This window comes from Halarchaeum sp. P4 (assembly GCF_051195175.1).
Taxonomy (GTDB): Archaea; Halobacteriota; Halobacteria; order Halobacteriales; family Halobacteriaceae; genus Halarchaeum.
Genome location: NZ_JBNTKC010000001.1, coordinates 1,158,457 through 1,182,696, shown reverse-complemented (window position 1 = coordinate 1,182,696; position 24,240 = coordinate 1,158,457). Strand labels below are relative to the sequence as shown.

The 24,240-nt window shown below is 69.8% G+C and carries 19 protein-coding genes; 13 read left to right on the top strand and 6 right to left on the bottom strand.

Annotated features, from left to right (window positions below; translation table 11 throughout):
* Positions 1 to 119 precede the first annotated feature (119 nt).
* On the top strand, positions 120 to 842 hold the full coding sequence (gene nucS, locus ACQUS8_RS06370) for an endonuclease NucS (RefSeq protein WP_435098599.1): 723 nt from the start codon (positions 120 to 122) through the stop codon (positions 840 to 842).
* On the opposite strand, the gene mutS is transcribed toward nucS, so the two are convergent.
* Positions 839 to 3,469 carry a DNA mismatch repair protein MutS gene (mutS, locus tag ACQUS8_RS06365; RefSeq protein ID WP_435098598.1) on the bottom strand — a complete coding sequence of 877 codons (2,631 nt, stop codon included), beginning with the start codon at positions 3,467 to 3,469 and terminating at the stop codon, positions 839 to 841. The two genes, nucS and mutS, sit on opposite strands and share 4 nt — an antisense overlap.
* Before the next feature lie 118 nt (positions 3,470 to 3,587).
* On the opposite strand from mutS, the gene ACQUS8_RS06360 reads away from it, so the two are divergent.
* Together ACQUS8_RS06360 and ACQUS8_RS06355 are read left to right on the top strand one after the other, a co-directional pair.
* On the top strand, positions 3,588 to 5,225 hold the full coding sequence (locus ACQUS8_RS06360) for a type II/IV secretion system ATPase subunit (protein WP_435098597.1): 1,638 nt from the start codon (positions 3,588 to 3,590) through the stop codon (positions 5,223 to 5,225).
* Positions 5,218 to 7,131 (top strand): type II secretion system F family protein, encoded by a 1,914-nt coding sequence (locus tag ACQUS8_RS06355; protein ID WP_435098596.1) that lies wholly within the window; start codon positions 5,218 to 5,220, stop codon positions 7,129 to 7,131. Before ACQUS8_RS06360 ends, ACQUS8_RS06355 begins: the two co-directional genes overlap by 8 nt.
* On the opposite strand, the gene ACQUS8_RS06350 is transcribed toward ACQUS8_RS06355, so the two are convergent.
* Positions 7,132 to 8,784, bottom strand: coding sequence for an ATP-binding protein (locus ACQUS8_RS06350; RefSeq protein WP_435098595.1), 1,653 nt, complete (start codon positions 8,782 to 8,784; stop codon positions 7,132 to 7,134).
* Positions 8,785 to 8,932: 148 nt separating this feature from the next.
* On the opposite strand from ACQUS8_RS06350, the gene ACQUS8_RS06345 reads away from it, so the two are divergent.
* From ACQUS8_RS06345 to ACQUS8_RS06325, 5 genes are all read left to right on the top strand, one after another.
* Positions 8,933 to 9,550 carry a DsbA family oxidoreductase gene (locus tag ACQUS8_RS06345; protein WP_435098594.1) on the top strand — a complete coding sequence of 206 codons (618 nt, stop codon included), beginning with the start codon at positions 8,933 to 8,935 and terminating at the stop codon, positions 9,548 to 9,550.
* A gap of 198 nt (positions 9,551 to 9,748) precedes the next feature.
* Positions 9,749 to 11,944: a catalase/peroxidase HPI gene (katG, locus tag ACQUS8_RS06340; protein WP_435098593.1), complete on the top strand. Its 2,196-nt coding sequence runs from the start codon at positions 9,749 to 9,751 to the stop codon at positions 11,942 to 11,944.
* A gap of 275 nt (positions 11,945 to 12,219) precedes the next feature.
* Positions 12,220 to 12,669 (top strand): GtrA family protein, encoded by a 450-nt coding sequence (locus ACQUS8_RS06335; protein ID WP_435098591.1) that lies wholly within the window; start codon positions 12,220 to 12,222, stop codon positions 12,667 to 12,669.
* A gap of 37 nt (positions 12,670 to 12,706) precedes the next feature.
* Positions 12,707 to 14,416 (top strand): DNA mismatch repair protein, encoded by a 1,710-nt coding sequence (locus ACQUS8_RS06330; protein ID WP_435098588.1) that lies wholly within the window; start codon positions 12,707 to 12,709, stop codon positions 14,414 to 14,416.
* Positions 14,417 to 14,488: 72 nt separating this feature from the next.
* Positions 14,489 to 15,469, top strand: coding sequence for a hemolysin family protein (locus tag ACQUS8_RS06325; protein ID WP_435098586.1), 981 nt, complete (start codon positions 14,489 to 14,491; stop codon positions 15,467 to 15,469).
* A 33-nt stretch (positions 15,470 to 15,502) separates the two neighbouring features.
* On the opposite strand, the gene ACQUS8_RS06320 is transcribed toward ACQUS8_RS06325, so the two are convergent.
* A complete protein-coding gene (locus ACQUS8_RS06320) occupies positions 15,503 to 16,090 on the bottom strand; it encodes a 50S ribosomal protein L15e (protein ID WP_435098584.1) in 588 nt (195 codons plus the stop codon).
* A 170-nt stretch (positions 16,091 to 16,260) separates the two neighbouring features.
* Positions 16,261 to 16,836, bottom strand: a complete 576-nt coding sequence (locus ACQUS8_RS06315) for a hypothetical protein (protein ID WP_435098582.1) — start codon at positions 16,834 to 16,836, stop codon at positions 16,261 to 16,263.
* 94 nt (positions 16,837 to 16,930) lie between these two features.
* On the opposite strand from ACQUS8_RS06315, the gene ACQUS8_RS06310 reads away from it, so the two are divergent.
* Positions 16,931 to 17,944: an ATP-binding cassette domain-containing protein gene (locus tag ACQUS8_RS06310; RefSeq protein ID WP_435098579.1), complete on the top strand. Its 1,014-nt coding sequence runs from the start codon at positions 16,931 to 16,933 to the stop codon at positions 17,942 to 17,944.
* On the top strand, positions 17,941 to 18,825 hold the full coding sequence (locus ACQUS8_RS06305; RefSeq protein WP_435098576.1) for an ABC transporter permease: 885 nt from the start codon (positions 17,941 to 17,943) through the stop codon (positions 18,823 to 18,825). Before ACQUS8_RS06310 ends, ACQUS8_RS06305 begins: the two co-directional genes overlap by 4 nt.
* A 64-nt stretch (positions 18,826 to 18,889) precedes the next feature.
* On the opposite strand, the gene ACQUS8_RS06300 is transcribed toward ACQUS8_RS06305, so the two are convergent.
* On the bottom strand, positions 18,890 to 19,798 hold the full coding sequence (locus ACQUS8_RS06300) for a serine/threonine-protein kinase RIO2 (protein WP_435098573.1): 909 nt from the start codon (positions 19,796 to 19,798) through the stop codon (positions 18,890 to 18,892).
* Positions 19,799 to 19,924: 126 nt separating this feature from the next.
* Here ACQUS8_RS06300 and ACQUS8_RS06295 point away from each other — a divergent pair, with 126 nt between their 5' ends.
* From ACQUS8_RS06295 to ACQUS8_RS06285, 3 genes are all read left to right on the top strand, one after another.
* Complete coding sequence (locus ACQUS8_RS06295; RefSeq protein WP_435098570.1) at positions 19,925 to 21,016, top strand: Gfo/Idh/MocA family protein; 1,092 nt, start codon at positions 19,925 to 19,927, stop codon at positions 21,014 to 21,016.
* Complete coding sequence (locus tag ACQUS8_RS06290; RefSeq protein WP_435098567.1) at positions 21,013 to 21,915, top strand: DUF6807 family protein; 903 nt, start codon at positions 21,013 to 21,015, stop codon at positions 21,913 to 21,915. The genes ACQUS8_RS06295 and ACQUS8_RS06290 overlap by 4 nt, the downstream gene beginning before the upstream one ends.
* A gap of 63 nt (positions 21,916 to 21,978) precedes the next feature.
* The gene (locus ACQUS8_RS06285; RefSeq protein WP_435098564.1) at positions 21,979 to 23,127 is read left to right on the top strand and encodes a methionine synthase; all 1,149 of its coding nucleotides are present in this window, start codon (positions 21,979 to 21,981) and stop codon (positions 23,125 to 23,127) included.
* Here ACQUS8_RS06285 and ACQUS8_RS06280 read toward each other — a convergent pair.
* Complete coding sequence (locus ACQUS8_RS06280; protein ID WP_435098561.1) at positions 23,124 to 24,236, bottom strand: FecCD family ABC transporter permease; 1,113 nt, start codon at positions 24,234 to 24,236, stop codon at positions 23,124 to 23,126. The two genes, ACQUS8_RS06285 and ACQUS8_RS06280, sit on opposite strands and share 4 nt — an antisense overlap.
* Between the last annotated feature and the right edge of the window lie 4 nt (positions 24,237 to 24,240).

The following is a 24,240-nucleotide window of genomic DNA, read 5'->3' as shown; positions in this document are numbered from 1 at the left end:
TCTGAAAATACTGCCCGAGACCGTCCGGACAGCCACTCTTCGTATGTGTATCCTCTCCTTAAGGACGTAATTCGGCGCCTCGCGCGACGCTTTTGACGCTCCACACCCAACCACCGGACGTGTCCGACTCCGTCCGGTCGCCGCTCGTCGCTCCCGCCCCGGCGGACGCCGCCGCCTACGTCCGTGACGCCCTCGACCAGCGGGCGTTCTGCACGCTCCTCGGGCGCTGTCACGTGGACTACGACGGCCGCACGCGCTCGCACGCCGGGCCCGCCGACCGCCTCGTCGCGCTCAAACCCGACCTGACGCTCCTCGTCCACGCCGCCGACGGCCCGAAACCGCAGAACTGGCTCGCCGCCGACGGCATCGACGCCGAGAGCGACGGCGAGGCGCTCACCCTCACCGCCGAACGCGACTCGCCCGAGGAGACGCTTCGAGTCACCTTCGACTCGGTCGCACAGGTGGCCGCGATGCCCGCCGAGGAGACCGACGCCGACGTCGAAATCTCGGGGACGGAAGCCGACCTGAAGGAGCGCATCCTCGCCGACCCCGCGCTCGTCGAGGAGGGCTTCCGCGCGCTCGCCGCCGAGCGCGACACGCCCGCCGGCCCCGTCGACGTCTTCGGCCGCGACCGCGCCGGTCGCCCCGTTGCCGTCGAACTGAAAGCCACGCGCGCCGGCCCCGACGCCGCCAGCCAACTCTCACGCTACGTCGACGCGCTCGGTCGGGACCTCCACGCCGACGCCGACGTTCGCGGCATCCTCGTCGCGCCCTCGTGCACGCCGCGCACCCGCCGCGTGCTCGCGCGCGACGGCCACGAGTTCGTCAGCCTAGAACCCTAGAGTTCGCGCTGGAGGCGGTTCAGCGTCGTCAACGCCTCGATGGGCGTCATCTCCGCGAGGTTCAGCCGTTCGAGTTCCTCGAGCACCTCCCTCCCGGCGTCCGTCCGGCCGCCGTCCGCGCTCGCCGCGGCACTCTCCTCGTCCGTCGGCGCGCTGCCGTCGTCTGCCGGCGCGTCGGCGGTGCTCGCGTCCGGCTCGACGTCCGCGTTCTCCGCGTGCGCCGCGACGAGCTCGCGCGCCCGCGCGACGACGTTCGATGGGACGCCCGCCTCCTGGGCGACCTCGATGCCGTAGGAGGCCGTCGCCGCGCCCTCCGCGACCTCGTGGACGAACGTGACGTCGCCGTCCTCGCGCTCCGCGCGGAAGTGGAGGTTCTTCGCGCCCGGCAACTCCTCGGCGACCGCGGTGAGGTCGTGGTGGTGCGTCGCGAACAGCGTGTACGCGCCCACCTCGTCGTGGACGTGCTCGGTGATGGCCTGCGCGATGGCGTACCCGTCCGCGGTACTCGTCCCCCGGCCCACCTCGTCGAGGAGGACGAGCGAGTTCTCCGTGGCGTCCCGGAGGATGTCGCTCATCTCCGTCATCTCCACCATGAACGTCGAGCGCCCGCCCGCGATGTCGTCGCTCGCGCCGACGCGCGTGAACACCCGGTCGATGAGCGGAATCTCCGCGGACTGCGCGGGCACGAAACTCCCCACCTGGGCGAGCACCGCGACGAGTGCCGTCTGGCGCATATACGTGGATTTCCCGCTCATGTTCGGGCCCGTCACCACCGCGAACGGCACGTCGCGCGTGAGCGTGAGGTCGTTCGGGACGAAGGACTCCTCGGTGCGCTCGACGACGGGGTGGCGTCCCCCTTCGATGCGGACGTCCTCGCCGCCGACCTCGGGCCGGCAGTAGTCGTATTGAGCGGCGACGCTCGCGAGCGAGACGAGCGCGTCGAGTTCCGCGAGCGCGTCCGCGACGGCCTGCACGCGCTCCGCCTCCGCGCCGACCTCGCGCCGGACCTCCCGGAAGAGTTCGAGTTCGCGGTCGTCGGCGCGCGCCGACGCGTTCAGAATCTCCTCCTCGCGCTCCTTCAGCGCGGGCGTGACGAAGCGCTCCGAGTTCTTCAGCGTCTGCCGGCGCTCGTAGTTCTCCGGGACGGAATCGAGGTTCGGGTTCGTCACCTCGATGTAGTAGCCGTGCACGGAGTTGTGTCCGACCTTCAGCGAGTCGATGCCGGTGCGCTCGCGCTCCTGCGCTTCGAGGTCCTCGATCCACTGCTGGCCCTCGCGCTCCGTCGCGCGCAGACTGTCGAGGTGGTCGTCGTAGTCGTCCGCGATGATGCCGCCCTCGGTCAACTCGCGGTCCGGGTCCGCCTGAATCGCGTTCCCGATGAGGTCCCGGACGTCGTCGAGGCCGTCGAGGCGCTCGCGGAGGTCGCGGAGGAGCGCGCTCTCGGCGTCGTCCAACTCCGCGCGCACGTCGGGCACGACGTCGAGCGTCGACTTCAGCGAGCGCAGGTCGCGGGCGTCCGCACGCCGCCGCGACACCCGTGAGACGAGGCGTTCGAGGTCGTAGACGTCCGCGAGCAGGGTACTCAGGGAATCGCGGGTCAGCGGGTCCTCGGAGAGTTCCTCGACGGCGTCGAGGCGCGCCTCGATGCGCGACTCGTCGACGAGCGGCCGGCGGAGCCAGTCCTTCAGTTTGCGGCCGCCGAGCGCGCACGCCGTCTCGTCGAGGACGTCGACGAGTGCCGTGCCCTCGCTCCCGTGGACGCTCCGGCGCTCGAAGAGTTCGAGCGAGCGGAGGGCGACGCCGTCGAGGACCATGTACTCGCGGGGGTCGTAGCGCGTCAGGTGGTTCAGGTAGTCGAGGTGGCCGTGTTCGCCGCCGCGCGTGTACTCGGCGTAGGCGAGGAGCGCGCCACACGCCCGCACTTCCGCGCGGCCCGCGAGGTGGGTCTCGGGCGAGCCGAAGTAGTCGGTGACCTGCTCGCGCGCGGCGTCGCTCGCGAACGCCGCGGGGTCGTACGCCGTCACCATGCAGTCGTCGGCGAAGACGTCGTCCGGCGCGTCCGGCCCGACGATGGCCTCCGCGGGGTCGAAGCGCTCGATTTCGTCGCGTACCGTCTCGCGCGTGCCCGTGCCCGTCGCGACGAAATCACCCGTCGAGACGTCAAGGAACGCCAGCCCGTAGGTGCCCTCGTCGTGGGTGAGCGCCGCGACGAAGTTGTTGTCGTCCGAGCGCAGCAGTTCGGATTCGGTGAGCGTGCCGGGCGTGACGACGCGCGTCACCGCGCGCTCGACGACGCCGCTCGCCTCGTCCGGGTCCTCGACCTGGTCGGCGACGGCAACCCGGTAGCCCGCCTCCAGCAGGCCCTCGATGTACGACTCGGCGCTGTCGATGGGAATGCCCGCCATCGGGTAGGTGCCCGTCGAGTCCTCACGCTTCGTCAGCGTGATTTCCAAAATCCGCGCCGCCGTCTCCGCCGCCTCACAGAAGAGTTCGTAGAAGTCCCCGACCTGGAAGAGCACGAGCGAGCCGTCGTACTCCTCGCAGAGGTCGTGATACTGGGCCATCATCGGCGTCAGCTCCTCGCGCTGGGCGGCCATCGCCTGTGGTGGTCCCAGAGCCGCGTCCATACCCACACCCAACGCGCCGTCCCGGAAATACTCGTCGTCGGCGCTCCGCAGACGTCGTCGGCAGGACGGCACCGCGACAGCCACAATCTTCAGGACCTCCACTACTCTGTGTCTCCGTATGACCGGCGACACCCGCGAGCGGGTCCGCGCGGCGCTCGAGGCGCACCTCGCCGAGCGCGATTCGGCCCCGTTCGACGCGCTCCCCGAGGCCGACGCGCTCGTGGCGCGCTTCGACTTCGCCGCCGACCCCGACCCCGCGGTGGACGCCTACTGGGTGAACGAACCCTACGCGCACGTCACCCTCCGTCGCGACCCGGAGACGGAGGAACTCGCCTACGACGTCCTCGAACCGACGCGCTCGGAGTTCGTCGCCTACGTCCACGACGACCTGCGCGACGTCGCGCGCCGCGTCCTCCTCGACGAGGCGTTCGCCCACGACGAGACCGGCCGCGAGGCGTTCGCCGCGCGCCTCGACGAGGTCATCGCCGAGCACGCCCCGAGCCTCCCACCCGCCGACCGCTGGGTCGTCCGCTACTACCTCCGCCGGGACTTCCTCGGCTACGGCCGCATCGACCCGTTCATGGACGACCCCGCCGTCGAGGACGTCTCCTGTGACGGCGCGGACGTCCCCGTCTACGTCTACCACCGCGACCACGGCCACCTCGAATCGAACCGCGCGTGGGGCGGCGACGTCGTCGAGTCGCTCGCCGTCCGCCTCGCCCAGCGCGCTGGCCGGCACGTCTCCGCCGCGAACCCCCTGCTCACGACGACGCTCCCGGACGGCTCGCGCGTGCAGGTGACGCTCGGCGGCGACGTCGCGACGCGCGGGTCGAACTTCACCGTCCGCAAGTTCCGCGAAGAACCGTTCACACCGCCGGAGCTCGTCTCCCTCCGGACGTTCGACGCCCGGCAGATGGCCTACCTCTGGCTCGCCGTCGCGCACAACCGCTCGGTCCTCTTCGTCGGCCCGACCGGCTCGGGGAAGACCACCTCGATGAACGCCTCCGCGTTCTTCGTCCCGCCCGACCACAAGGTCGTCTCCATCGAGGAGACCCGCGAGGTGAACCTCCCGCACGAGAACTGGATCGCGGACGTCACCCGCACCGCGGACGACGCGAGCGCCCGCGCCGAGCGCACCGTCGACAGCTATCGGCTCCTCAGCGAGGCGCTCCATCAGCGCCCCGACCACATCATCGTCGGCGAACTCCGCACCGACCCGGCCGTCGTCCGGTCGTTCTTCCAGGCGGTCGGCACCGGCCACGACGGCTTCACGACGTTCCACGCCGAGTCGAGCGACGACGCCATCCGGCGACTCACCCACGACCCGCTCTCCGTCCCGCCCGACCTGCTCGCGGACCTCGACGTCATCGTCGTCCAGCGTATCGTCGACGAGCCGGACGGCGTCGCGCGGCGCTGCTGGCAGATAAGCGAGGTCGAACCGCTGGACGGCGCCGAACGCCCCCAGTTGCGCGACGTCTTCCGCTACGACGCCGACACCCAATCGTTCGTCCAGAACGACGCCGCGCGGGTGCCCCGCGACGTCGCCGAGGACCGCGGCTGGGGCGACGAGCGCCTCCGACGCGAACTCGACCGCCGCCAGCGCATGCTCGCCGCGCTCGCCGACCGCGAGGTGTTCGACTACGAGTCGGTCGCCGAGCGCGTCTTCACCTTCGAGCGCAACCCCGAGCGCGCGCTCGAGGACGTCCCCGAGGACGTGCTGGCGGGTCACGACCGGGTGCGTGTCGTCGATGGCTGACCGCGAGCGCGCCCCCGCGGACGCCTACGACTCCCCCGACGCCTACGGCCCCGTCCGGGGGTGCGTCCGCGCGAACCCCGAGCGGTTCGCGCGCCTCGACGACGCCCTCGCGAGCGCGCACGTCCCCGAGACGGTGGACGTCTACGCCGCGCGTGTCGCCCGCCGAAGCGGAATCGGCGCCGCGGTCGGCCTCCTACTCGGTATCCTCGTCGCCGCCGTCGCGCCGCTCCCGCTCCTCGTGCGCGCCATGGCCATTCCGCTCGCCCTCCTGCTCGGCGCGGGCGGCGTCGCCGTCGGCCACCTCGCACTCCTCCAGTACCGCGTCAGCGCACGCCGACGCGCCATCGACGGCGCGCTCCCGCACGCCACCGTCTTCCTCTACACGCTCGTCCACGGCGGCACCGACCTCTACGAGGCCTTCTCGCGACTCTCGCAGGAGACCGACGCCTACGGCGCGCTCGCCGAGGAGGTCCGCCTCGCCGTCCGGGACGCCGAGCGCTTCAACGCCGACCTCTTCGACGCGCTCACCGACGCCCGCGAGCGCACGCCGAGCGAGGACTTCACCGTCCTCCTCGACGAACTCGTCGGCGTCCTCGAGACCGGCGGGGACGTCGAGGCGTTCCTCGCGGACGCCGTCGAGGACCAGCGCGAGCGCGCCGAACACCGACAGGAGCGCGTCCTCGAGGACATGGAGACGGCCGCCGAGGCGTACGTCGCCGTCGCGCTCGCCGGGCCCGCGTTCCTCTTCGTCGTCCTCCTCGTCGCCTCCTTCACCGCGCCCGGCCTCGTCCGCGCGCTCGCCGCGCTCACCTACGTCGGCATCCCCGTCCTCCTCGTCGTGTTCTCCCTCGTCTTCCGCCGCCTCCTCGCCCGCGCCCGCCATCGGACCGACGCGCCCGTCGCCACCGCGACCGCCGAGAACGGGCGCGACCCCGACGCCGTCGCCGACGGCCGCATCGAGGACTACCTCGCGGACCGCGAGCGCGCGACGTGGCGTGAGTACCTCGCCGCGCCGCTCGACGCCGTCCGCACGAACCCGCCGCTCGTCTGCCTCGTCACCGCACCGCTCGCGCTGGTCTGTGTCCTCCTGTTCGTCGCGCTCGGTGTCGTCCCGCTCTCCGTCGACGCGATGCGCGCGCGACCGCTCGCCACCACCACCGCACTCGTCGTCGTCCCATTCCTCGTCACCGCCGGGCCGTTCGCGCTCCTCCACGTCCTCGAACGCCGTCGTCAGCGCGACCTCCGCGGGCGCTTCCCGGACGCGCTCCGGGTCGTCGCGGACGCCACGAGCAACGGCGTCCCGCTCGCGGACGCGGTCGCACTCGTCGCCGAGCGCACCAGCGGGACGCTCGCGGACGAACTCGACCGGGTGCGCCGCGACGTCGAGTGGACCGCGGAGTTCCCGCGCGCCCTCCGGACGTTCGCCGACCGCCTCAGCGTCCCGGACGTGACGCGCGCCGTCGGCCTCGCCGTCGTCGCCGTCCGCTCGACTGACGACGTCGGCCCCGTGCTGGCGGCCGTCGCGGACGACCTCGGGCAGCGACACGAGCGGGAAGTCGACCGGCGGCGCGCCCTCGGCGTCTACGCCGGCGTTGTCGTCGTCGGCGTCTTCGTCTACGTCGGGATGCTCCTCGCCTTCGACGTCGTCTTCCTCCCGGCCGTCTCGGAGGCCGCCGGGGCCTCGGCGTCGCTCCCGACGAACGGCCTCGACACCGTCCGCATCGGCACCATCGACACCCGGACCTATCAGACGCTCTTCTACCACTCCGCGCTCGTGCAGGCCGCGGGGAACGGCCTCGTCGTCGGCGCGCTCGTCGGCGGGCGTCTCCGCGACGGCGTCGCCTACGCCGTCCCGCTCGTCGCCGCCGTCGCCGCCGTCTTCCTCGCGACGTCGGTCGTCTTCTGACTACGCCCGCGGTAACTCGACGACGAAGACGGTGCCCCGCGGCTCGTTGTCCTCGACGTGGACGCTCCCGCCGAACTGCGTGAGCAGCGTCCGCACGAGGTAGAGGCCGATGCCCGTCCCCGTGCTCTTCACGCCCTTCTCGCCCTTCCCGAACAGGCGCTTCTTCTGCTCCTCGGGAATGCCGGGGCCGTTGTCCGCGATGCGGACCACGACTGTCTCCGGGTGGACTGCCGCGGTGACGACGATTTCGGGCGTGTCGACGTCGCTGTGCTGGATGGCGTTGTTCAGGATGTTCCGGAAGACCGAGGAGAGCAACTCGTTCGCCTCCACGGAGACCGCCGGGAGACCCTGTGGCGTCCGGAACTCGGCGTGCGGGTACACCTCGCGCACCCGCTCGAGTTCGGCTTCGAGGTGGTCGTGCAGGTCGAGCGGGTGGGTCGCCATCTCGCCCTCGTCCGCGAGCGCGTCGATGAAGTCCCGGACGTTCTCCGTTATCTGGATGGTGTGCTCCGCGGTCCGGCGCACCCGGGTGAGCGCCGCCTCGCCCTCCTCGTCGACGTGGTCTTCGAGGACGTCGCTCCACCCCATGATGACGGTCATGTCGTTGCGGATGTCATGGCGGACGAGGCGGTTCAGCGCGCCGAGCTGGCCGTTGCGTGTTTCGAGGCGCTGGCGGTAGCGTTCGCGTTCCGTGACGTCCGTGACGACGACGGACTGGCCGGTGCGGCGCTCGCCGGCCATGAACGGGGTGGTGGTGACGTCGTAGTAGCACGTCTCGCCGTCGCGCTCGAACTCGACGACGGGAGTGTCGTCTTCGAGGCCGTCCGCGAGCGCCGGGATGACGTCGGCGAGACGCTCCCCCGTCGCGCCGTCGAGCTCGCCGAAGAGCGCCACCGCCTGCCGGTTGTAGTCGCGGACGTGCCCGTCTTGGTCGAGGAAGACCACGGGGTCGTCGCTCTCGGCGGCGAGCCGGATGGTCTCGAAGCGCTCGAAGTAGACGAAGGAGACGCCGACGGCGAACGCCGCGACGCCGAGCGGCTCGTACATCAGCGGGAGGAGTCCCTCGGTGATGAGCGCGGCGACGTTCAGGACGACGGGGACGGCAGTGAGGCCGACGAGCACGACGAGCGGCCGGGTGTCCGCGCCGACGAGGTGGAAGTGCTCGAGGACCATGTAGACGCCGACGAACGCGAGCGCGTAGGAGAGGCCGAGCGCCAGCCAGTGTGCGAGGCCGTAGTGGACGAGGAGGTAGGTGAACGGCTCGGTCACGACTTCGGTCGTGAAGTAGGCGTGGTGAATCGGGTTCGTGACCTTGAACAGGCCGACGGCGACCAGGAGGCTGGCGGTCAGGCGGCTGTAGGGGAGCGACCCGGGCAGGCGGCCGGTGTAGGCGGCGGCGAAGTAGAGCCACGCGCCGACGGCCGCGAGGCCGAAGAGCAACCCGAGGATGAACAGCCCGCGCTGGACGGGCACCACGGGCACGACGAGGTAGCCGACGGTACTGGCCGCCCAGCCGCCGCTCGCGAGGAAGAAGGCGAGGAGGCCGCGGCGCGTCTCACGGTGCTCGACGTCGCGGGTGCGCCACGCGCTGAGGAGGCACGCGACGGTGGCGAGCGCGAACACCGCGACGTGGGCGAGGAAGACCGGGTTCACCGCGCCACCCCGCTCGGTCGCGTCTCGGTGTGCATACACGCGACGTACGAGCGCCCGCTCGTAAGTGCTGTGCCCCCCGTCGCCCGTCGGTTTGCCCGTCGAGTGCCGGGGGCGTGGGCCTCTTGGGTGCGCGCCCCCTACTCCGGGTATGACCGACCAAATTACGGTCTTCTCGGACTACGTCTGCCCGTTCTGCTACCTCGGACGGCAGTCGCTCGATGAGTATCAGGAGAGCCGCGAGGAGGAACTCGAAATCGACTGGCACCCCTTCGACCTTCGGTCGAACCAGCGCAACGAGGACGACGAAATCGTGCGTGAGAGCGGCCACGACGAGGAGTACTACGAGCAGGCGCGGAAGAACGTCGAGCGCCTGAAGGCGGAGCACGACGCCGACGAGATGGTGGTCGACCGACCGAAGGAAATCGACTCGCTCGACGCGCAGGTCGCCTCCTACTACGTGAAGGAGCACTACGACTACGAGACGTGGCTGGCGTTCGACGAGTCGATCTTCACCGCCCACTGGGAGGAGGAGCGCGACATCGGCGACGTCGACGTCCTCGCCGACCTCGCCGAGGAGGCGGGTGTCGACCCCGAGGAGGTCCGGGACGCGGTGAGCGACGACACCCTCCGCGAGGAGGTGAAGGCGAAGTTCAGCGAGGCCCACCAGAAGGGCGTGACTGGCGTCCCGACGTTCGCCTACGAGGGCTACGCGGCACGTGGTGCTGTGCCCCCTGAGCAACTCCGCCGCCTCGTCGAAGGACAGTAACGGCAGAACGCGGCGAAAAGGACTTCTACTTCGTTTTGTGGCAGTATCGAGATTCCGGCGAGTAGTCGCAACGCCGACGTGAGGACGTTTCTAGAGAACTCTGACAACGAGTATCGTGAAGGAATCTTCCCCAATCACAAAACTTACGAGAGATATGGGAAAGAAAACCGTGGTCTGTCGAAAGCAATCGGTATGTTTATGCTCACAACGTGTGATGAATCGCGTACACAGATGACTTGGTCAAATCAGGAGTGGTGGCCAGACCTGCTGCGGCTGGACATCCTCGACGACAACGCCGCGGACCTCAGTCCGTACGGCGAGGACTTCGACTACGCCGAGGAGTTCCAGAAGCTCGACCTCGAAGAGGTCAAGGAGGACATCGAGGAGGTCATGACCACCTCGCAGGACTGGTGGCCGGCCGACTACGGCCACTACGGGCCGTTCTTCATCCGGATGGCGTGGCACAGCGCCGGGACCTACCGGACCATCGACGGCCGCGCCGGCGCGTCCGGCGGCCTCCAGCGCCTCCCGCCGGAGAGCAGCTGGCCGGACAACGTCAACCTCGACAAGGCCCGCCGCCTGCTCCAGCCGGTCAAGGAGAAGTACGGTCCCAAGCTCTCGTGGGGTGACCTCATCGTCCTCGCCGGCAACGTCGCCCTCGAGTCGATGGGCTTCGAGACGCAGGGCTTCGCCGGCGGCCGCGTTGACGAGTACAAGTCCAACGAGGCCATCGAGTGGGGTCCCGAGACCGAGTGGGAGACGACCTCGCCCGAGCGCTTCGAGGACGGCGAAGTTGGCAACCTCAAGGAGCCGCTCGCGAACACCGTCATGGGCCTCATCTACGTGAACCCCGAGGGCCCCTACGGCGAGCCCGACGTCGAGGGCTCCGCGAAGAACATCCGCGAGGAGTTCGGCCGCATGGCGATGGACGACGAGGAGACGGTCGCGCTCATCGCCGGCGGTCACACCTTCGGGAAGGTCCACGGTGCCGACGAGCCCGAGGAGCACGTCGGCCCCGAGCCCGAAGCCGCGCCTATCGAGCAGCAGGGCCTCGGCTGGGAGAACGACCTCGGCGAGGGGAAGGGCCCCGACACGATTACGAGCGGTATCGAGGGGCCGTGGAACTCCGCACCGACCCAGTGGGACATGGGGTACATCGACAACCTCCTGGAGCACGACTGGACCTCCGTCAAGGGCCCCGGCGGCGCGTGGCAGTGGAAGCCGGTCGGCGACGACATCGAGGAGGCGCCGGCCCCCCACGACGATGCGGACACCGAGGAGCCGATGATGCTGACGACGGACGTCGCGCTCAAGCACGACGACGACTACCGCGAAATCCTCGAGCGCTTCCAGGAGAACCCCGACGAGTTCCAGGAGGCGTTCGCCCGTGCGTGGTTCAAGCTCATCCACCGCGACATGGGCCCCAAGGAGCGCTTCCTCGGCCCCGAAGTCCCCGAGGAGGACTTCATCTGGCAGGACCCCATCCCGGACGCCGACTACGAAATCGTCGGCGAGGAGGAGATTGCCGAGCTCGAGGAGGCCATCCTCGACTCCGACCTCACGCGCTCACAGCTCGTGAAGACCGCGTGGGCCTCGGCCTCGACGTACCGCGACAGCGACAAGCGCGGCGGCGCGAACGGCGCGCGTGTCCGCCTCGAACCCCAGCGTAGCTGGGAGGTCAACGAGCCCGAGGAGCTCGAGTCCGTTCTCGAGACCTACGAGGAGATTCAGGCGGAGTTCAACGAGTCGCGCGACGACGACGTCCGCGTCTCGCTCGCCGACCTCATCGTCCTCGGTGGCAACGTCGCCGTCGAGCAGGCCGCGGCTGACGCCGGCTACGACGTCGACGTGCCGTTCGAGCCGGGTCGCACGGACGCCACGGCCGAGCAGACCGACGAGGACTCCTTCGAGCCACTGAAGCCGAAGGTCGACGCCTTCCGCAACTACCTCGGTGAGGGCGACCACGACGACCTCTACGACACGCCCGAGGAGCGGATGGTCGACAAAGCCGAGCTGCTCAACCTCTCGGTCGACGAGCTGACCGTGCTCGTCGGCGGGATGCGCGCGCTCGGCGCGACCTACGACGACACCGACCGCGGCGTCTTCACCGACGAACCCGGCACGCTCACGAACGACTTCTTCCAGACCCTCATCGACATGGACTACGAGTGGGAGCCGGTCGACGAGGACGAGGAAGTCTTCGAACTTCGCGACCGCGAGACCGGCGAGGTCGAGTGGGAGGCCACCCGCCTCGACCTCATCTTCGGCGCGAACGCCCGTCTTCGGGCTTACGCGGACGTCTACGCGGCCGACGACGCCGAAGAGGAGTTCGTCCAGTCCTTCGCCGATGCGTGGAGTAAGGTCATGAAGCTCGACCGCTTCGACCTCGAGTAACGCCCCACGCCGGCTCACCCGGTGGCGGTCACACGCGCCGCGTCCGTCTGATGCGGCCCCGCCGCGACTGACTCTTCCCCTGCGCTCTCACTTTCTGCGGCCTTCTGTTTTCCACGCCCGGGAGTGGCGACGCCGTCGCGCGGTTCCCGCCACGGGATAAGTGCTTTCTCCCCTCCCGGGGCGAGACGTCCGTCTGACGCGCCGACGCCGCTCGACATCCGTGCCCGGACCAACCTTTAAGTGTATCACTCCAATAGTGTTGTCTCGACAGGGGCATGAGTAGGACACCGATTGCACGCTTCGAGTCAGTGCTCGAAGCCGGCTTCCGTCGCGCCGGCGTGACACGAGTCTGTCGGGCCGAGCGCGCGGTTCGCGCCACCGAGTTCGGGGCCATCGGCCTCACCGGTGCGCTGTTGAACGCCGTCGCGTTCCTCGCACTCGTCGGGCGACTCTCCACGGCGCAGGCGGCGTTCGTCGCGTTCTTCGGCGCCGCCGTCTGGACGTTCGGCCTGAACAGCCGCTACACCTTCGAGACAACCGACCAGTTGCGTCGGCGCTTCGCGCGCTACCTCGGCGTCTGCTCGCTCGGCTACGTCGTCTACACCGCCGTGCTCACGATGAGCCTCCAGTGGCTCACGCTCCCCTACTGGCTCGCCTCCCTCTCGGCCGTCACCGGCGGCGGCCTCCTCAACTACGTGGGGAGCGAACTCTTCGCGCTCGCCTAGGGCAACCGTTTTTCTCCCACCCGTCCACCACTCGCGTATGGAGAGCGACCTACAGGACTACTGGGGGGTCGGCCCGAAGACCGCCGAACTCCTCTCCGAGTCTCTCGGCGAGGACGACGCCGTTCGCGCCATCGAGTCCGCGAACGTCACCGCGCTCGTGAACGCGGGCGTTCCCGCCGGCCGCGCCACCCGCATCCTCCGGCGTGCCACCGGCGGTGCCGAGGCCGAGCGCTTCGCCACCGACGACGCCCGCGACGTCTACAAGCGCGTCCTCGAGACCGCGACCGAGCACGCGCTGACGAGTCGCGCCCGCGACCGGATCCGCGTCCTCACACCGCTCTCGGACGTCGACGCGCGCGAGGCCCGTCTCGACAACGTCTTCGGTGCCGTCGAGACGTGGGACCGCCTGAACGAGGCCGATCGCGAGGCCGCCGTCGCCGCCTTCGAGGAGCACGACAGCCGCGAGGCCGGCGAGCGCGCGGCCGTCGAGACGGCGCTCGACCTCATCGACGCCGGCCTCACGGACGGGGCGTTCGCGGCGTTCGCGGACCTCGACGCGGACGCGCTCCGGGACGCCGCCGACGCGCTCCGCTATCGGGAGGGCGACGGCGTCGCCGAGGGGTACGACGAGCGCCTCGACGCGCTTCGTGAACGGGCCGAGGCCGTCGAGCACCTCGAACGCGACGCGCTCGGCGTCCTCGAGGACGTCCGCTCCGGGAACCTCCGTGGCCCGGACGAGTTCCGGGAGGCCGTCGTCGAGCACGTCGCGGACGCGACGGGCGCCGACCGCGCGCTGATTCGGGAGAGCGCCGCGACGGACGCCGCCGACGCCGCCGACTTCGTGAGCGGGACGCTGCGCGAGCTCGCGGACGCCCTCCGCGAGCAGGCCGCCGACCGGGAGGAGCGCGTCCGTTCGGACCTCGACGCCGCCGTCGCCGAGGCCGAAGCGGACGTCGAGGCCGCCGCCGATGCTGTCCCCGAGGTGGCGTTCAACCTCTCGCTCGCGCGCTTCGCCATCGCCTACGACCTCACGCGCCCCGAGTACAGCGACGCCGCCGGCCTCGCCGTCGCCGGCGCGCGGAACCTCGGCCTCCGCGCGGAGGGCGTCGACGTCCAACCCGTGACGTACGCCCTCGGCGAGCACGAAATCGACGGCCCGCCGGTCGGCGACCGCGTCGCCGTCCTCACCGGCGCGAACTCCGGCGGGAAGACCACCCTCCTCGAGACGCTCGCGGAAGTCGCGACGCTCGCCGTCCTCGGCCTCCCGGTGCCCGCCGACCACGCCGAGATCGGGGCGTTCGACCGCCTCGTCTTCCACCGCCGCCACGCGAGTTTCAACGCGGGCGTCCTCGAGACGACGCTCCGCTCGGTCGTCCCGCCGCTCGCGCGCGAGGGCCGCACGCTCATGCTCGTCGACGAGTTCGAGGCCATCACCGAACCCGGGAGCGCCGCCGACCTCCTGCACGGCTTGGTGTCGCTCACCGCCGACCACGACGCGCTCGGCGTCTACGTCACCCACCTCGCGGACGACCTCGACCCGCTCCCGAGTCGCGCGCGCATCGACGGCATCTTCGCCGAGGGGCTCTCGCCGGACCTCGACCTCGAAGTCGACTACCAGCCGCGCTTCGGCGTCGTCGGGCGCAGCACACCGGAGTTCATCGTCTCGCGCCTCGTCGCGAACGCCGAGGACGAGGAACGCGACGCCTTCGAGACGCTCGCGGACGCCGTCGGCGACGACGCCGAATAGAGCGCGCGACGCGTCCCGACGTGCCCCGGCATGGCGGGTGTGCTTACGGGCCCCGCGTCCGTCCACGCCGACATGGTCGACCCCACCTTCGTCGTGCTCGCGGGCGTCTGCGTCCTCCTCCTGGTCGTGAGCGCGTTCTTCTCGTCCGCCGAAATCGCGACGTTCTCACTCCAACTACACCGCGTCCAGTCGCTCGCCGCGACCGGCGACGCCCGCGCAGAGGCGCTGCGCGCGCTCCGAGAGGACCCGAACCGACTGCTCGTCACCATCCTCGTCGGGAACAACGTCGTGAACGTCGCGTTCTCCACCATCGTCGCGACACTCACCGTCGCCCTCCTCCCCGCCGGCCCCGCCATCGTCGCCGCCACCGTCATCACGAGCGTGCTCGTCCTCCTCTTCGGCGAGATCGCGCCGAAAGCCTACGGCGTCGCGCACGCCGAATCGTGGGCGCTCACCATCGCGCGCCCCGTCACGTTCCTCAAGCGCGCGCTCTCCCCGGTCGTCTGGGCGTTCGACACCGCCGCGGACGTCATCACCGGCATCTTCGGGAGCGCCGGCGCGCCGACGCCGTACGTCACGCGCGAGGAAATCCGCGCCCTCCTCGTCACCGGCGCGCAACTCGGCGTCGTCAACGCCGCCGAGCGCGAGATGGTCCACGCCGTCCTCGACCTCGAACAGACCGCCGTCGAGGAGGTGATGACGCCGCGACGGGACGTCATCACGGTCGGCGTGGACGTCACTCCCGCCGCGGTGCGCGACGCCTGCCTTGAGGCCGGCGTCGACACCGTCCCCGTCCTTGGCGACGGCCCGGACGACGTGGTCGGCGTCGTGACGCTCGCGGACGCCGCGCGCGCCGCCGAGTCGAGCGCGTCGCTCGCGGACGTGATGCGCGACGTCTGTCTCGCCCGCGAGTCGTGGACCGTCGACGACCTCATCGCCGAGTTCCGCGAGACTGGCGGGTCGTTCGCCGTCGTCACCGACTCCGCCGAGCGCTTCGTCGGCGTCGTCACGCGCACCGACGTCGCGGACGACGTCGTCTGGCGCGGCCGCTGATTGCGTGAGAAAAAACCCGGAAAACCGGAGGGGTTACTTCTTGCGCTTGCCGCCGTTCTTCGAGGGACGGACGTGCTCCGTACCCTTCCCGCGCTTGCGGAGGCCGCGACCCTTGCGGCCGGCGGAGGTGAGACCACGCAGCGCGCGGTTCTCCTGGCTGTTGTTGGTGATCCAGCTGAGGTCGTCGTCGTTCTCGATGGCGCCGTGCTCCGGGTCGAGGAGAATGACTTCGAACCACTTCTGCGAGCCGTCTTCACCGACCCAGTAGGAGTTCAGCACGCGGAGGTTGATGTACTTGCGTGTCGCGCGCTCCTCGGCGATGCGCTGGAGGTTCTTCGCGCGACCGATGCGGTTGACGCCCTGACGCTTGGAGCGGCGGCCGGCCTTGTGGCGCTGCTGCCGGGCGGTCCCCTTGCGGACGGAGACGCGCGCGACGACGACGCCCTGCTTGGCCTTGTAGCCGAGCTCACGGGCCTTGTCGAGGCGGGTCGGGCGCTCGACGCGCTCGATCGCGCCCTGTCGGCGCCATTCCTGCTTGCGCTGCCACTGCAGCTCGGCGAGCTTGCCCTCGCCGGGCTGCTTCCACGCGTCCTTGATGTGGGAGTAGAAGCTTCGTGCCATAGTGTGTCCGCGGGCGCTGTCGATTCAGACTGCGGGATGCGTGCATCCCGTGGTCCACATTTCGTCCCGTCGAAACGGGTGCCCGCTGGGCCCGCACCAGCGAGTTGTGTTCCCCTACTGTCGTGGAGGGTTTAACGCCTTCGAACTGCACCACCCGATGCGCCCCGCTCTCACGGAGCCGTCCACCCCATGGCCGCGCCGAGCGCGACACCTGCCAGCGCCATCGACGGTCCGCCGATGGCTCCGATGCCGCCACCGACGACCGCGCCGGCGAGCACGCTCGACCCCCAGCCGCTCCACGTGGCCGTTGTCCCCGAGAGCGCAGCGCTCCCGGTCGTGTCCATGTCGTCGCTCGCCGCGCTCGCCTCTCGCTCGCTTGTCTCGCCGCTGTCCTCCTTCGTCGGTGTCGTCTCCCTGTGTTCGTCGTCGCCGACCTCGGGACTCCGCGGCGGGTCGGTCGCGTCGTCGAGTGCACCGGGATAGTCGGCGGCGGGTCGTCGACTGTTCGCCTCCGCCTCGAGGCGGTGGCTGAGGTCGGTGAGGCCCTGTAGCTCGGCGTCGCGGGCCGCCGCTTCGAGCTCCTCGACGGACGCCTCCTCGAGACGCCGCCGCGTCTCCCAGTCCACCGGGCCGTCCGCGTACCGGTCGATCTGGCCCGACAGTCCATCGAGGCTGTTCGTCGGGTCAGCCGTGTCCAGTCCCCGTGCCGGCTCGACGGGGTCGACTGGATCGGCGGGGTCGTTCATCGCGCGACCGTTCGCGTTGTGGCCGGGTAGTCTTTGCTGCCTCTGAATGAATAGTCAGTCAAGATTTATGCGTTGCCACGCCACAGAGTCGTCCATGAGCGCAATCGACGCCACCCATCTCGCGTTGACGTACGCCGACGGCACGGAGGCCGTCACCGACGTCTCGCTCGACGTCGCCGAGGGGGAGTTCTTCGGCTTCCTCGGCGCGAACGGCGCCGGGAAGACGACGACCATCAAGACCCTCGTCACCCTCCTCAACCCGACCGAGGGGAGCGTCGCCGTGAACGGCTACGACGTCGAGGAATCCCCCCGCCAGGTTCGCGAGTCGATCGGCTACATGGCCCAGGAGACGAGCATCGACCGCGAGCTCACCGCGCGCGAGAACGTCCGCTACGCCTGCGAGGCCTACGGCGTCCCCCGCGAGGAGCGGGCCGAGCGCATCGACGACCTCCTCGACCTCGTGGACCTCGCGGACGTCGCGGACAAGCCCGCGAAGGGCTTCTCCGGCGGGATGCAGAAACGCCTCGACGTCGCCACCGCCCTCGTCCACGAACCACCGGTGGTCTTCCTCGACGAACCCACGACCGGCCTCGACCCGAAGGCCCGCAACCGCCTCTGGGACTACTTCGAGCGCATCAACGACCGGGGCACCACCATCTTCCTCACTACCCAATACTTGGAGGAAGCCGACCACCTCTGCGAGCGCATCAGCGTCATCGTCGACGGCGAAATCGCCGTCACCGGCTCGCCGAGCGAGCTGAAGGCCGAGGTCGGCGGCGACGTCCTCGAACTCGATTTCGACGACCCGAGCGCGGCTGACGTGGAGCGCGCCCGCGAGGTCGCTCTCGACTCCCGGCTCGTCGACTCGCCCGACGCCGTCGAGACGACCGACGAGGGCATCCGCGTCACCTCCAGCGAGGCGCGTCGCCACGGCACCGACCTGCTCGTCGCGCTCCGCGACGCCGGCCTCACCATCACGGGGTTCAACGTCCGCAGTCCGACGCTCGACGACGTCTTCCTCGCCGTCACCGGCGAGGAGTACGAGCCCGACGACGACGCCGGCGACGCCGGAGCGACCGACACCGGGACGACGGGGGTGTCGCGATGAGCGCCGCCGGCAAGAAGGCGACGGGCAACGGCTTCCTCCTCGACACGTGGGTGAACCTCAAGCGCTGGCTGCTGAAGACGACGCGCAACCCGTTCGTGATGGTGTTCTCCCTGCTGAACCCCATCATGTTCCTCGTGCTCTTCACGGAGGTGTTCGGACAGATTACGGGCGGCGCCATCGGGAGCGCGGTCGGCGCCGACGTCAGTTACGTCACCTACCTCGTGCCCGCCATCGCCATCCAGGTGTCGCTCATCGCCGCGACCACCTCCGGCATCGGCCTCGTCGAGGACATCGAGTCCGGGATGTTCGAGAAGGCGCTCGTCTCCCCGATGCACCGGGGCGCCGTCTTCCTCGGGAAATCCCTCTCGGAGGTCCTGCGCATCGTTGTCCAGGTCTGCATCATCCTCGCGTTCGGCTACGTCCTCCTCTGGGTGAACACCGGCGGGCACCCCGGGGCGTACGTCGCGACTGGCCTGCTCGGCGCCGTCGGCATCGTCCTCGTCGGCGTCCTCTTCTCGATCTGGTTCACGGCGTTCTCGAACATCATGGCGCTCGTCACCCGCGACCAGGAGTCCACGATGATCGGCGTGAACGTCCTCCAGTTCCCCCTGCTCTTCCTGTCGAGCGCGTTCCTCCCGCTCGAGGTACTCCCCGGCTGGGTGCAGGTCGTCGCCGCGCTCAACCCCATCACGTACGGTATCGACGCCGCGCGCGCCCTCATGTTCGGCCAGGACGTCATGAGCGTCATCGAGGTGACGGCGTTCGGCGGCCTCTGGAACACGCTCGTCCCCGCCGTCGCTGTCCTCGCCGCGCTCGACCTCCTGCTCGGCAGCGTCGCCGTCTACTTCATGGCGCGCGCGACGAGCGCCGACGCGCGCTGACGGCCGCCGCTCACGGCCGGGGCGGACGAGAGAAACGTCGGGGAGGGCGAGCGGCGACGGAGTGCTATTCGGCGTAGTCGCGCACCGTCTCGAACGTATCGGCGGCGACGGCGTCCGCGAGGGCGTCCTCGTCCACCTCGGGCGTCGGGTTCGGGTACTTGCGCTGGAAGTAGGAGACGATGTTGCGGACGTCGCGCCCGAGGAGTTCGCGGGCGTTCTCGTGGTCCGTGGGGACGGACTGGGGCCAGTCGAAGAGGACGACGCCGTCCTCGCGGACGAAGACGTTGTACTCGCTGATGTCCGCGTGGACGAACCCCTCGTCGTAGGCCGTCGCCATCTCGTCCAGAATCAGGTCGAGGACGCCGACGGCTTGTGCGTCCTCGAGTTTCGTGCGGTTGAGTTCGACGCCGTCGATCTTCTCCATCACGATGGCGTGACGGTTCTGGTCGATGGGTCGCGGGACGTTCACGTCCGGGTAGAGCGAGTGGAGCGCTTCGTGCTCGCGCTCGGCGGCCTTTCGGGCCGTGTAGAACCACGAGACGTGGTCGTTGTCGCTCGTGTAGTCGCGCTCCTTCTGGACCTCGCGGAAGTTCGTGTAGCCCTCGCGGTGGAACTTCAGCGCGAGGGGCTTGTAGGACTCCACCTCGAAGACGTCGCTCTCCTTGCCGACGCCGAGCGGCGCGCCGAACCCGGAGACGGTGTCGCGCTCGGCGAACGCCTTCAGCGCGAGCACGTCGTACCCCTCGAAGGTGAGCCGGAAGCCCTCGTACTGAATCGTCTGGCGCTCGACCAACCCTCTGTCCTCGACGCGGTCCAACCGGTAGTCCACCTCCTCCTCGGTGAGCCTCGCGAAGTCCGGGAGTTTCTCCCGGTTCACCCACTCCGAGAAGCGCATCCCGTGCTCCACCCCGGAGAGGAGGTTGAAGTCCTCCTGCTCGAGGGCTGCGACGTCCTCGGCGACGTTCCGTACCATCTACTGTTGAGTTGGTCGGCGCGCGATAAAAGCCCCGCGACAGGCCGATACACGCCACGCGACGAGACGGAACTCCGGGTACTGCGAGGCAAACGTCTATGGCCCCCGTCGCCCCAGTAGTCGGGCATGCTCAACGTAGGTCTCATCGGCGCCGGCGGCATCTCCGCGATGCACCTCCCGGCGTACCGCGACCACCCGGAGACGGTACAGCTATCCGCGGTCTGCGACGCCGACGAGGACGCGGCGCGCGAGGTCGCCGACGAGTTCGATATCGACTACTGGACGGACTTCGAGTCGTTCGTCGCCGAGGCGCCGGTCGACGCCGTGGACATCACGCTCCCCCATCACCTCCACTATCCGGCGGCGAAAGCCGCGCTGGAGGCCGGGAAACACGTCCTCGTGGAGAAGCCGTTCGCGCCGGACCTCGCGGACTGCGTGGACCTCGTGGAGACCGCCGACCGGAAGGACCTGACGCTGATGGTCGGCCAGATGCAGCGCTTCCACCCGCCGTACCGCGCGGTGAAGCAGCGCGTCGAGGCGGGCGACCTCGGCGCGATTCGCCACGCGCGCTGTGACGTCCTCGCGAACCAGGGCGACATGTTCCCCGAGGGCCACTGGCTCTACGACGGCGAGCGCGCGGGCGGCGGCGCCGTGATGGGCTACGCCGTCCACAAACTCGACCTGCTGCGCTACTTCCTCGGGGACGTGACGCGCGCTGTCTCGTGGGAGCGGAGGATTGACGAGGCGTTCGAGGACGCGGAGGACTACGCGCTCGGCCTTCTGGAGTTCGAGGGCGGGACGATGGCGGACTTCTTCGCGACGCTCTCGGCGCCCGCGATGCCGTACACGGAGTCGTTCTGGCTGATGGGCGATACGGGCGTCGTCCACACGCTCCCCGAGGAACCACAGGACGAGGGCTACGTCGGGACGCCGACCCCGAGAATCAACACTCGAAACGACCCCGAGGCGCGCAAGCAGTTCGACGAGGTGTCGGGCGCGGACGTCGGCCTCCCGACGGACAGCGCGTTCGTGAACGAGATACTGCACTTCGCGGAGTGCGCCGAGACGGGCCGCGAGCCGCTGGCGAGCGGTCGGGACAACCTCGGGACGGTGGCGGCGATGACCGCCATCTATCGGAGTGCCGAGGCGGACGGCGACGACGTCTCGGTGGCGGACGTGCTCGCCGACGCCGGCGCGGACCCGGAGGTGGGACAGTGACGCTCGCCGTCGAGGACGTCGACGGCGTCGTCTCGATACGCAGCGAGGGCGAGTTGCTTGCGCGCTACCGCGCGGAGACGGCGGCGAGCAAACCCGGCTTCGACGTGCTCGCGCTCCCCGCGGGCACCAACGCACCGGGCGAGAACCTCGTCGTGTGGGCGCCCCACGACCACTCGTGGCATCTGGGCGCGTTCTACTGTCCGAAGCTCGTGGACGGCCTGAACTGCTGGGAGTCCGAACCACACGAAGGCGCGGGCAAACGGCACGGCTACGCGACGAACGAGGGGTACGACGCGCGTGGCGACGGCGACGCGGTGACGCTGGAGCAGTCGGCGGCGTGGCGCCGCAGCGACGACGAGAGCGTCCTCCTCGACGACGAGCGCGCGATTACCGTGCACGAACCCGATGCGGGCGGGTACGTCCTCGACTGGACGCAGACGCTCACGGCGCGCGGCGCCTCGCGGAACCTCTCCAGTGAGACGCTCCACGGCCACTACAGCGGCTTGAGCCTCCGGTTCGCGCGCAGTCTCACGGACGGCCGCGTCCTCCTGCCGAACGGGACGGACGTGGGGACGACAACGCCGCCGCGGGACGTGAGCGGGCCGGCGGGCCGATGGTGTGACTACTCGGGCCTGCTCGACGGCCGGACGGGCCCCGGGGAGTCGTGGAGCGCCGGCGTCGCGATGTTCGACCACCCCGAGAACGCCGCGGACCCGGTGCGCTGGTTTGTGATGACCGAGCCGTTCGGCTTCCTCGCTGCGAACCCGACGTGGGGCGACGTGCTGACGCTCGCGGCGGGCGAGTCCGTGACGTGGAACTGGGGGCTGTGGGTGCACGACGGCACGCCCAAGGAGGCCGAGATCGAGGCCGTCTACGAGGACTACGTCACGCGGAACTGACCCGTCGGGGCGACGCCCGCACAGTACCGTGAGTTATATCTTGCGTGGAGATTATTACCCGATATGTCGCGCGACGAGATTCTCACGACGCACATCGGCAGCCTCCCGCGCCCGCCCGAACTCCTCGACCTCCTGCAGCAGAAACAGGAGGGCGAGGACGTCGACGACGAGGAGTGGGAGGAAGCGACCGAGGAGGCGACCGAGCGCGTCGTCGAACGGCAGCGCGAGGTCGGCCTCGACTACATCAACAACGGCGAGCAGCCCCGCGTCTCCTTCAACTGGTACGTCGCGAACCGCCTCAGCGGCATCGACGGCAAGCAGGAGACCGAACTCTGGGCGGACCTCCAGGACTACCCCGAGTACGCCGACGAGACGTTCAAGACGGACGTCATCGACCTCTCGATGCACCCCGTCGTCGAGGGCCCCATCGAGTACACCGGCCACGAGGAGGCCGAGGCGGAAATCGACCAGTTCCTCGACGCGCTCGATACCGTCGACGCCGACGTCGAGGACACCTTCATGACCTCGGCGTCGCCGAGCATCGTCACGTCCACGCACGTCGACGAGTACTACGACGACTACGAGGACTACCTCTTCGCGGCCGCCGACGCGATGCAGGAGGAGTACGAGCTCATCGCGGAGACGGGCACGACCCTCCAGATCGACGCGCCCGAACTCCTCACCGTCGGGCAGACCGCGGCGTACGCCGACGAGTCCCTCGAGGACATCAAGCAGGCGACTCGCCTGCACGTCGAGGCGCTGAACGAGGCGCTCGAGAACGTCCCCGCCGAGCAGGTTCGGCTCCACACCTGCTGGGGGAGCTACGAGGGTCCAGGCCACCTCGATACCGACCTCGTCGAGATGCTGCCCGTCATCTACGAGGCGGACATCACGGGCCTGAGCGTCGAGCAGGCGAACCCGCGCCACCAGCACGAGTACCGCGCGTTCGCCGAGGAACCGCTCCCCGACGACTGGACGCTCATCCCCGGCGTCGTGGACGTGAAGACGAACATCATCGACCACCCGAAGACCATCGCGGACCGTATCGAGCGCGTCGCGAACGCCGCCGCGGACGACACCGAGATCGTCGCCGCGCCCGACTGTGGCTTCGGCACGCAGGCCGGTCTCGGCATGGTGTCGCCCGAGATCGCGTGGGCGAAACTCGAGGCCCTCGTCGAGGGCGCGGAGATCGCGACCGAACGGCTCGCCTAGACGGAGCCGATGTCCTCCTTCTTGCGCATGAGGTAGAGGAAGTAGGGGCCGCCGACGAGGCCGGTGATGATGCCGACCGGGAGCTGAATCGGGTTCAAGGCGAGGCGCGCGCCGACGTCCGCGCCGACGAGCAGCGCCGGCCCGAGGAACAGACAGCCCACGAGCAGGCGCTTGGAGTTGCTGCCGACGATGTTCCGCACCATGTGCGGGACGATGAGGCCGACGAACCCCACGAGGCCCGCGACGGCGATGGCGGCGGCCGTCGAGAGGATGGCGATGCCGGCCACTGCGAAGCGGATTTTCTCGACCGGCATCCCGAGTGACTGGGCCGTCTCCTCGCCCAAGAGGAGCACGTCGAGTTGCCGCGTCACGAGGAGCGCGAGCACCATCGCGAGGACCGTGAACGGGAGCGCGATGCGGACCTGCCCCCAGTCAGTCCCCAACAGGGAGCCCGACAGCCACGCCTGAGCGGACATGACGACGCTGAGGTCGTCGATGAAGAAGAACAGCGCGCGCTGGACGGAGCCGAACACCGTCCCGACGACGACGCCCGCGAGGACGAGCCGCACGGGCGAGGTGCCGTTCTTCCACGCGATGGCGTAGACGATGAGGAACGCGATGGCGCCGCCGAATGCGGCGAGCACCGGCATCAGCGGCAGGAAACTCGACAGGAAGGTGAGCGTTACCAGCACCACGAGCCCCGCGCCGTCGCTGATGCCGAGCACGTAGGGGCTCGCGAGCTCGTTCCGCGTGACGACCTGGAAGATGGCCCCGGAGACCGCGAGGTTCGCGCCGACCAGCACCCCGACGAGGATGCGCGGCAGGCGGATGTTCCAGACGATGAGCTGGCGGCGCGTGAACCACTCGGGGATGCCGCCGCCGAGCAGGAACGCCTGCCAGGCGCCGGCGCTGAAGAGGACTTCGGGGTCGAAGACGGTGTGCCACGCCTCCGCAATCGTCAGCGGGTAGGCGCCGAAGCTCACCTGCAGGAGCGTTGCGCCGAGCAGGACGGCGACGCTCCCGAGCGCGAGGACGGCGAGTCTCGAGTCCGCGTACCACTTCCCCCACTCCGAGCGGCGCCGCGCGAGCGTGTCTGTGACCTTGCTCATCGAG

Coding starts and splice junctions, on each gene's coding strand:
- ACQUS8_RS06330 (WP_435098588.1), top strand. CDS start 12,707: ATGGAGAGCGACCTACAGGACTACTGGGGGGTCGGCCCGAAGACCGCC.
- ACQUS8_RS06360 (WP_435098597.1), top strand. CDS start 3,588: ATGACCGGCGACACCCGCGAGCGGGTCCGCGCGGCGCTCGAGGCGCAC.
- ACQUS8_RS06325 (WP_435098586.1), top strand. CDS start 14,489: ATGGTCGACCCCACCTTCGTCGTGCTCGCGGGCGTCTGCGTCCTCCTC.
- ACQUS8_RS06335 (WP_435098591.1), top strand. CDS start 12,220: ATGAGTAGGACACCGATTGCACGCTTCGAGTCAGTGCTCGAAGCCGGC.
- ACQUS8_RS06320 (WP_435098584.1), bottom strand. CDS start 16,090: ATGGCACGAAGCTTCTACTCCCACATCAAGGACGCGTGGAAGCAGCCC.
- ACQUS8_RS06345 (WP_435098594.1), top strand. CDS start 8,933: ATGACCGACCAAATTACGGTCTTCTCGGACTACGTCTGCCCGTTCTGC.
- ACQUS8_RS06285 (WP_435098564.1), top strand. CDS start 21,979: ATGTCGCGCGACGAGATTCTCACGACGCACATCGGCAGCCTCCCGCGC.
- ACQUS8_RS06310 (WP_435098579.1), top strand. CDS start 16,931: ATGAGCGCAATCGACGCCACCCATCTCGCGTTGACGTACGCCGACGGC.
- ACQUS8_RS06295 (WP_435098570.1), top strand. CDS start 19,925: ATGCTCAACGTAGGTCTCATCGGCGCCGGCGGCATCTCCGCGATGCAC.
- ACQUS8_RS06305 (WP_435098576.1), top strand. CDS start 17,941: ATGAGCGCCGCCGGCAAGAAGGCGACGGGCAACGGCTTCCTCCTCGAC.
- ACQUS8_RS06300 (WP_435098573.1), bottom strand. CDS start 19,798: ATGGTACGGAACGTCGCCGAGGACGTCGCAGCCCTCGAGCAGGAGGAC.
- mutS (WP_435098598.1), bottom strand. CDS start 3,469: ATGGACGCGGCTCTGGGACCACCACAGGCGATGGCCGCCCAGCGCGAG.
- ACQUS8_RS06355 (WP_435098596.1), top strand. CDS start 5,218: ATGGCTGACCGCGAGCGCGCCCCCGCGGACGCCTACGACTCCCCCGAC.
- ACQUS8_RS06315 (WP_435098582.1), bottom strand. CDS start 16,836: ATGAACGACCCCGCCGATCCAGTCGACCCCGTCGAGCCGGCACGGGGA.
- katG (WP_435098593.1), top strand. CDS start 9,749: ATGCTCACAACGTGTGATGAATCGCGTACACAGATGACTTGGTCAAAT.
- ACQUS8_RS06280 (WP_435098561.1), bottom strand. CDS start 24,236: ATGAGCAAGGTCACAGACACGCTCGCGCGGCGCCGCTCGGAGTGGGGG.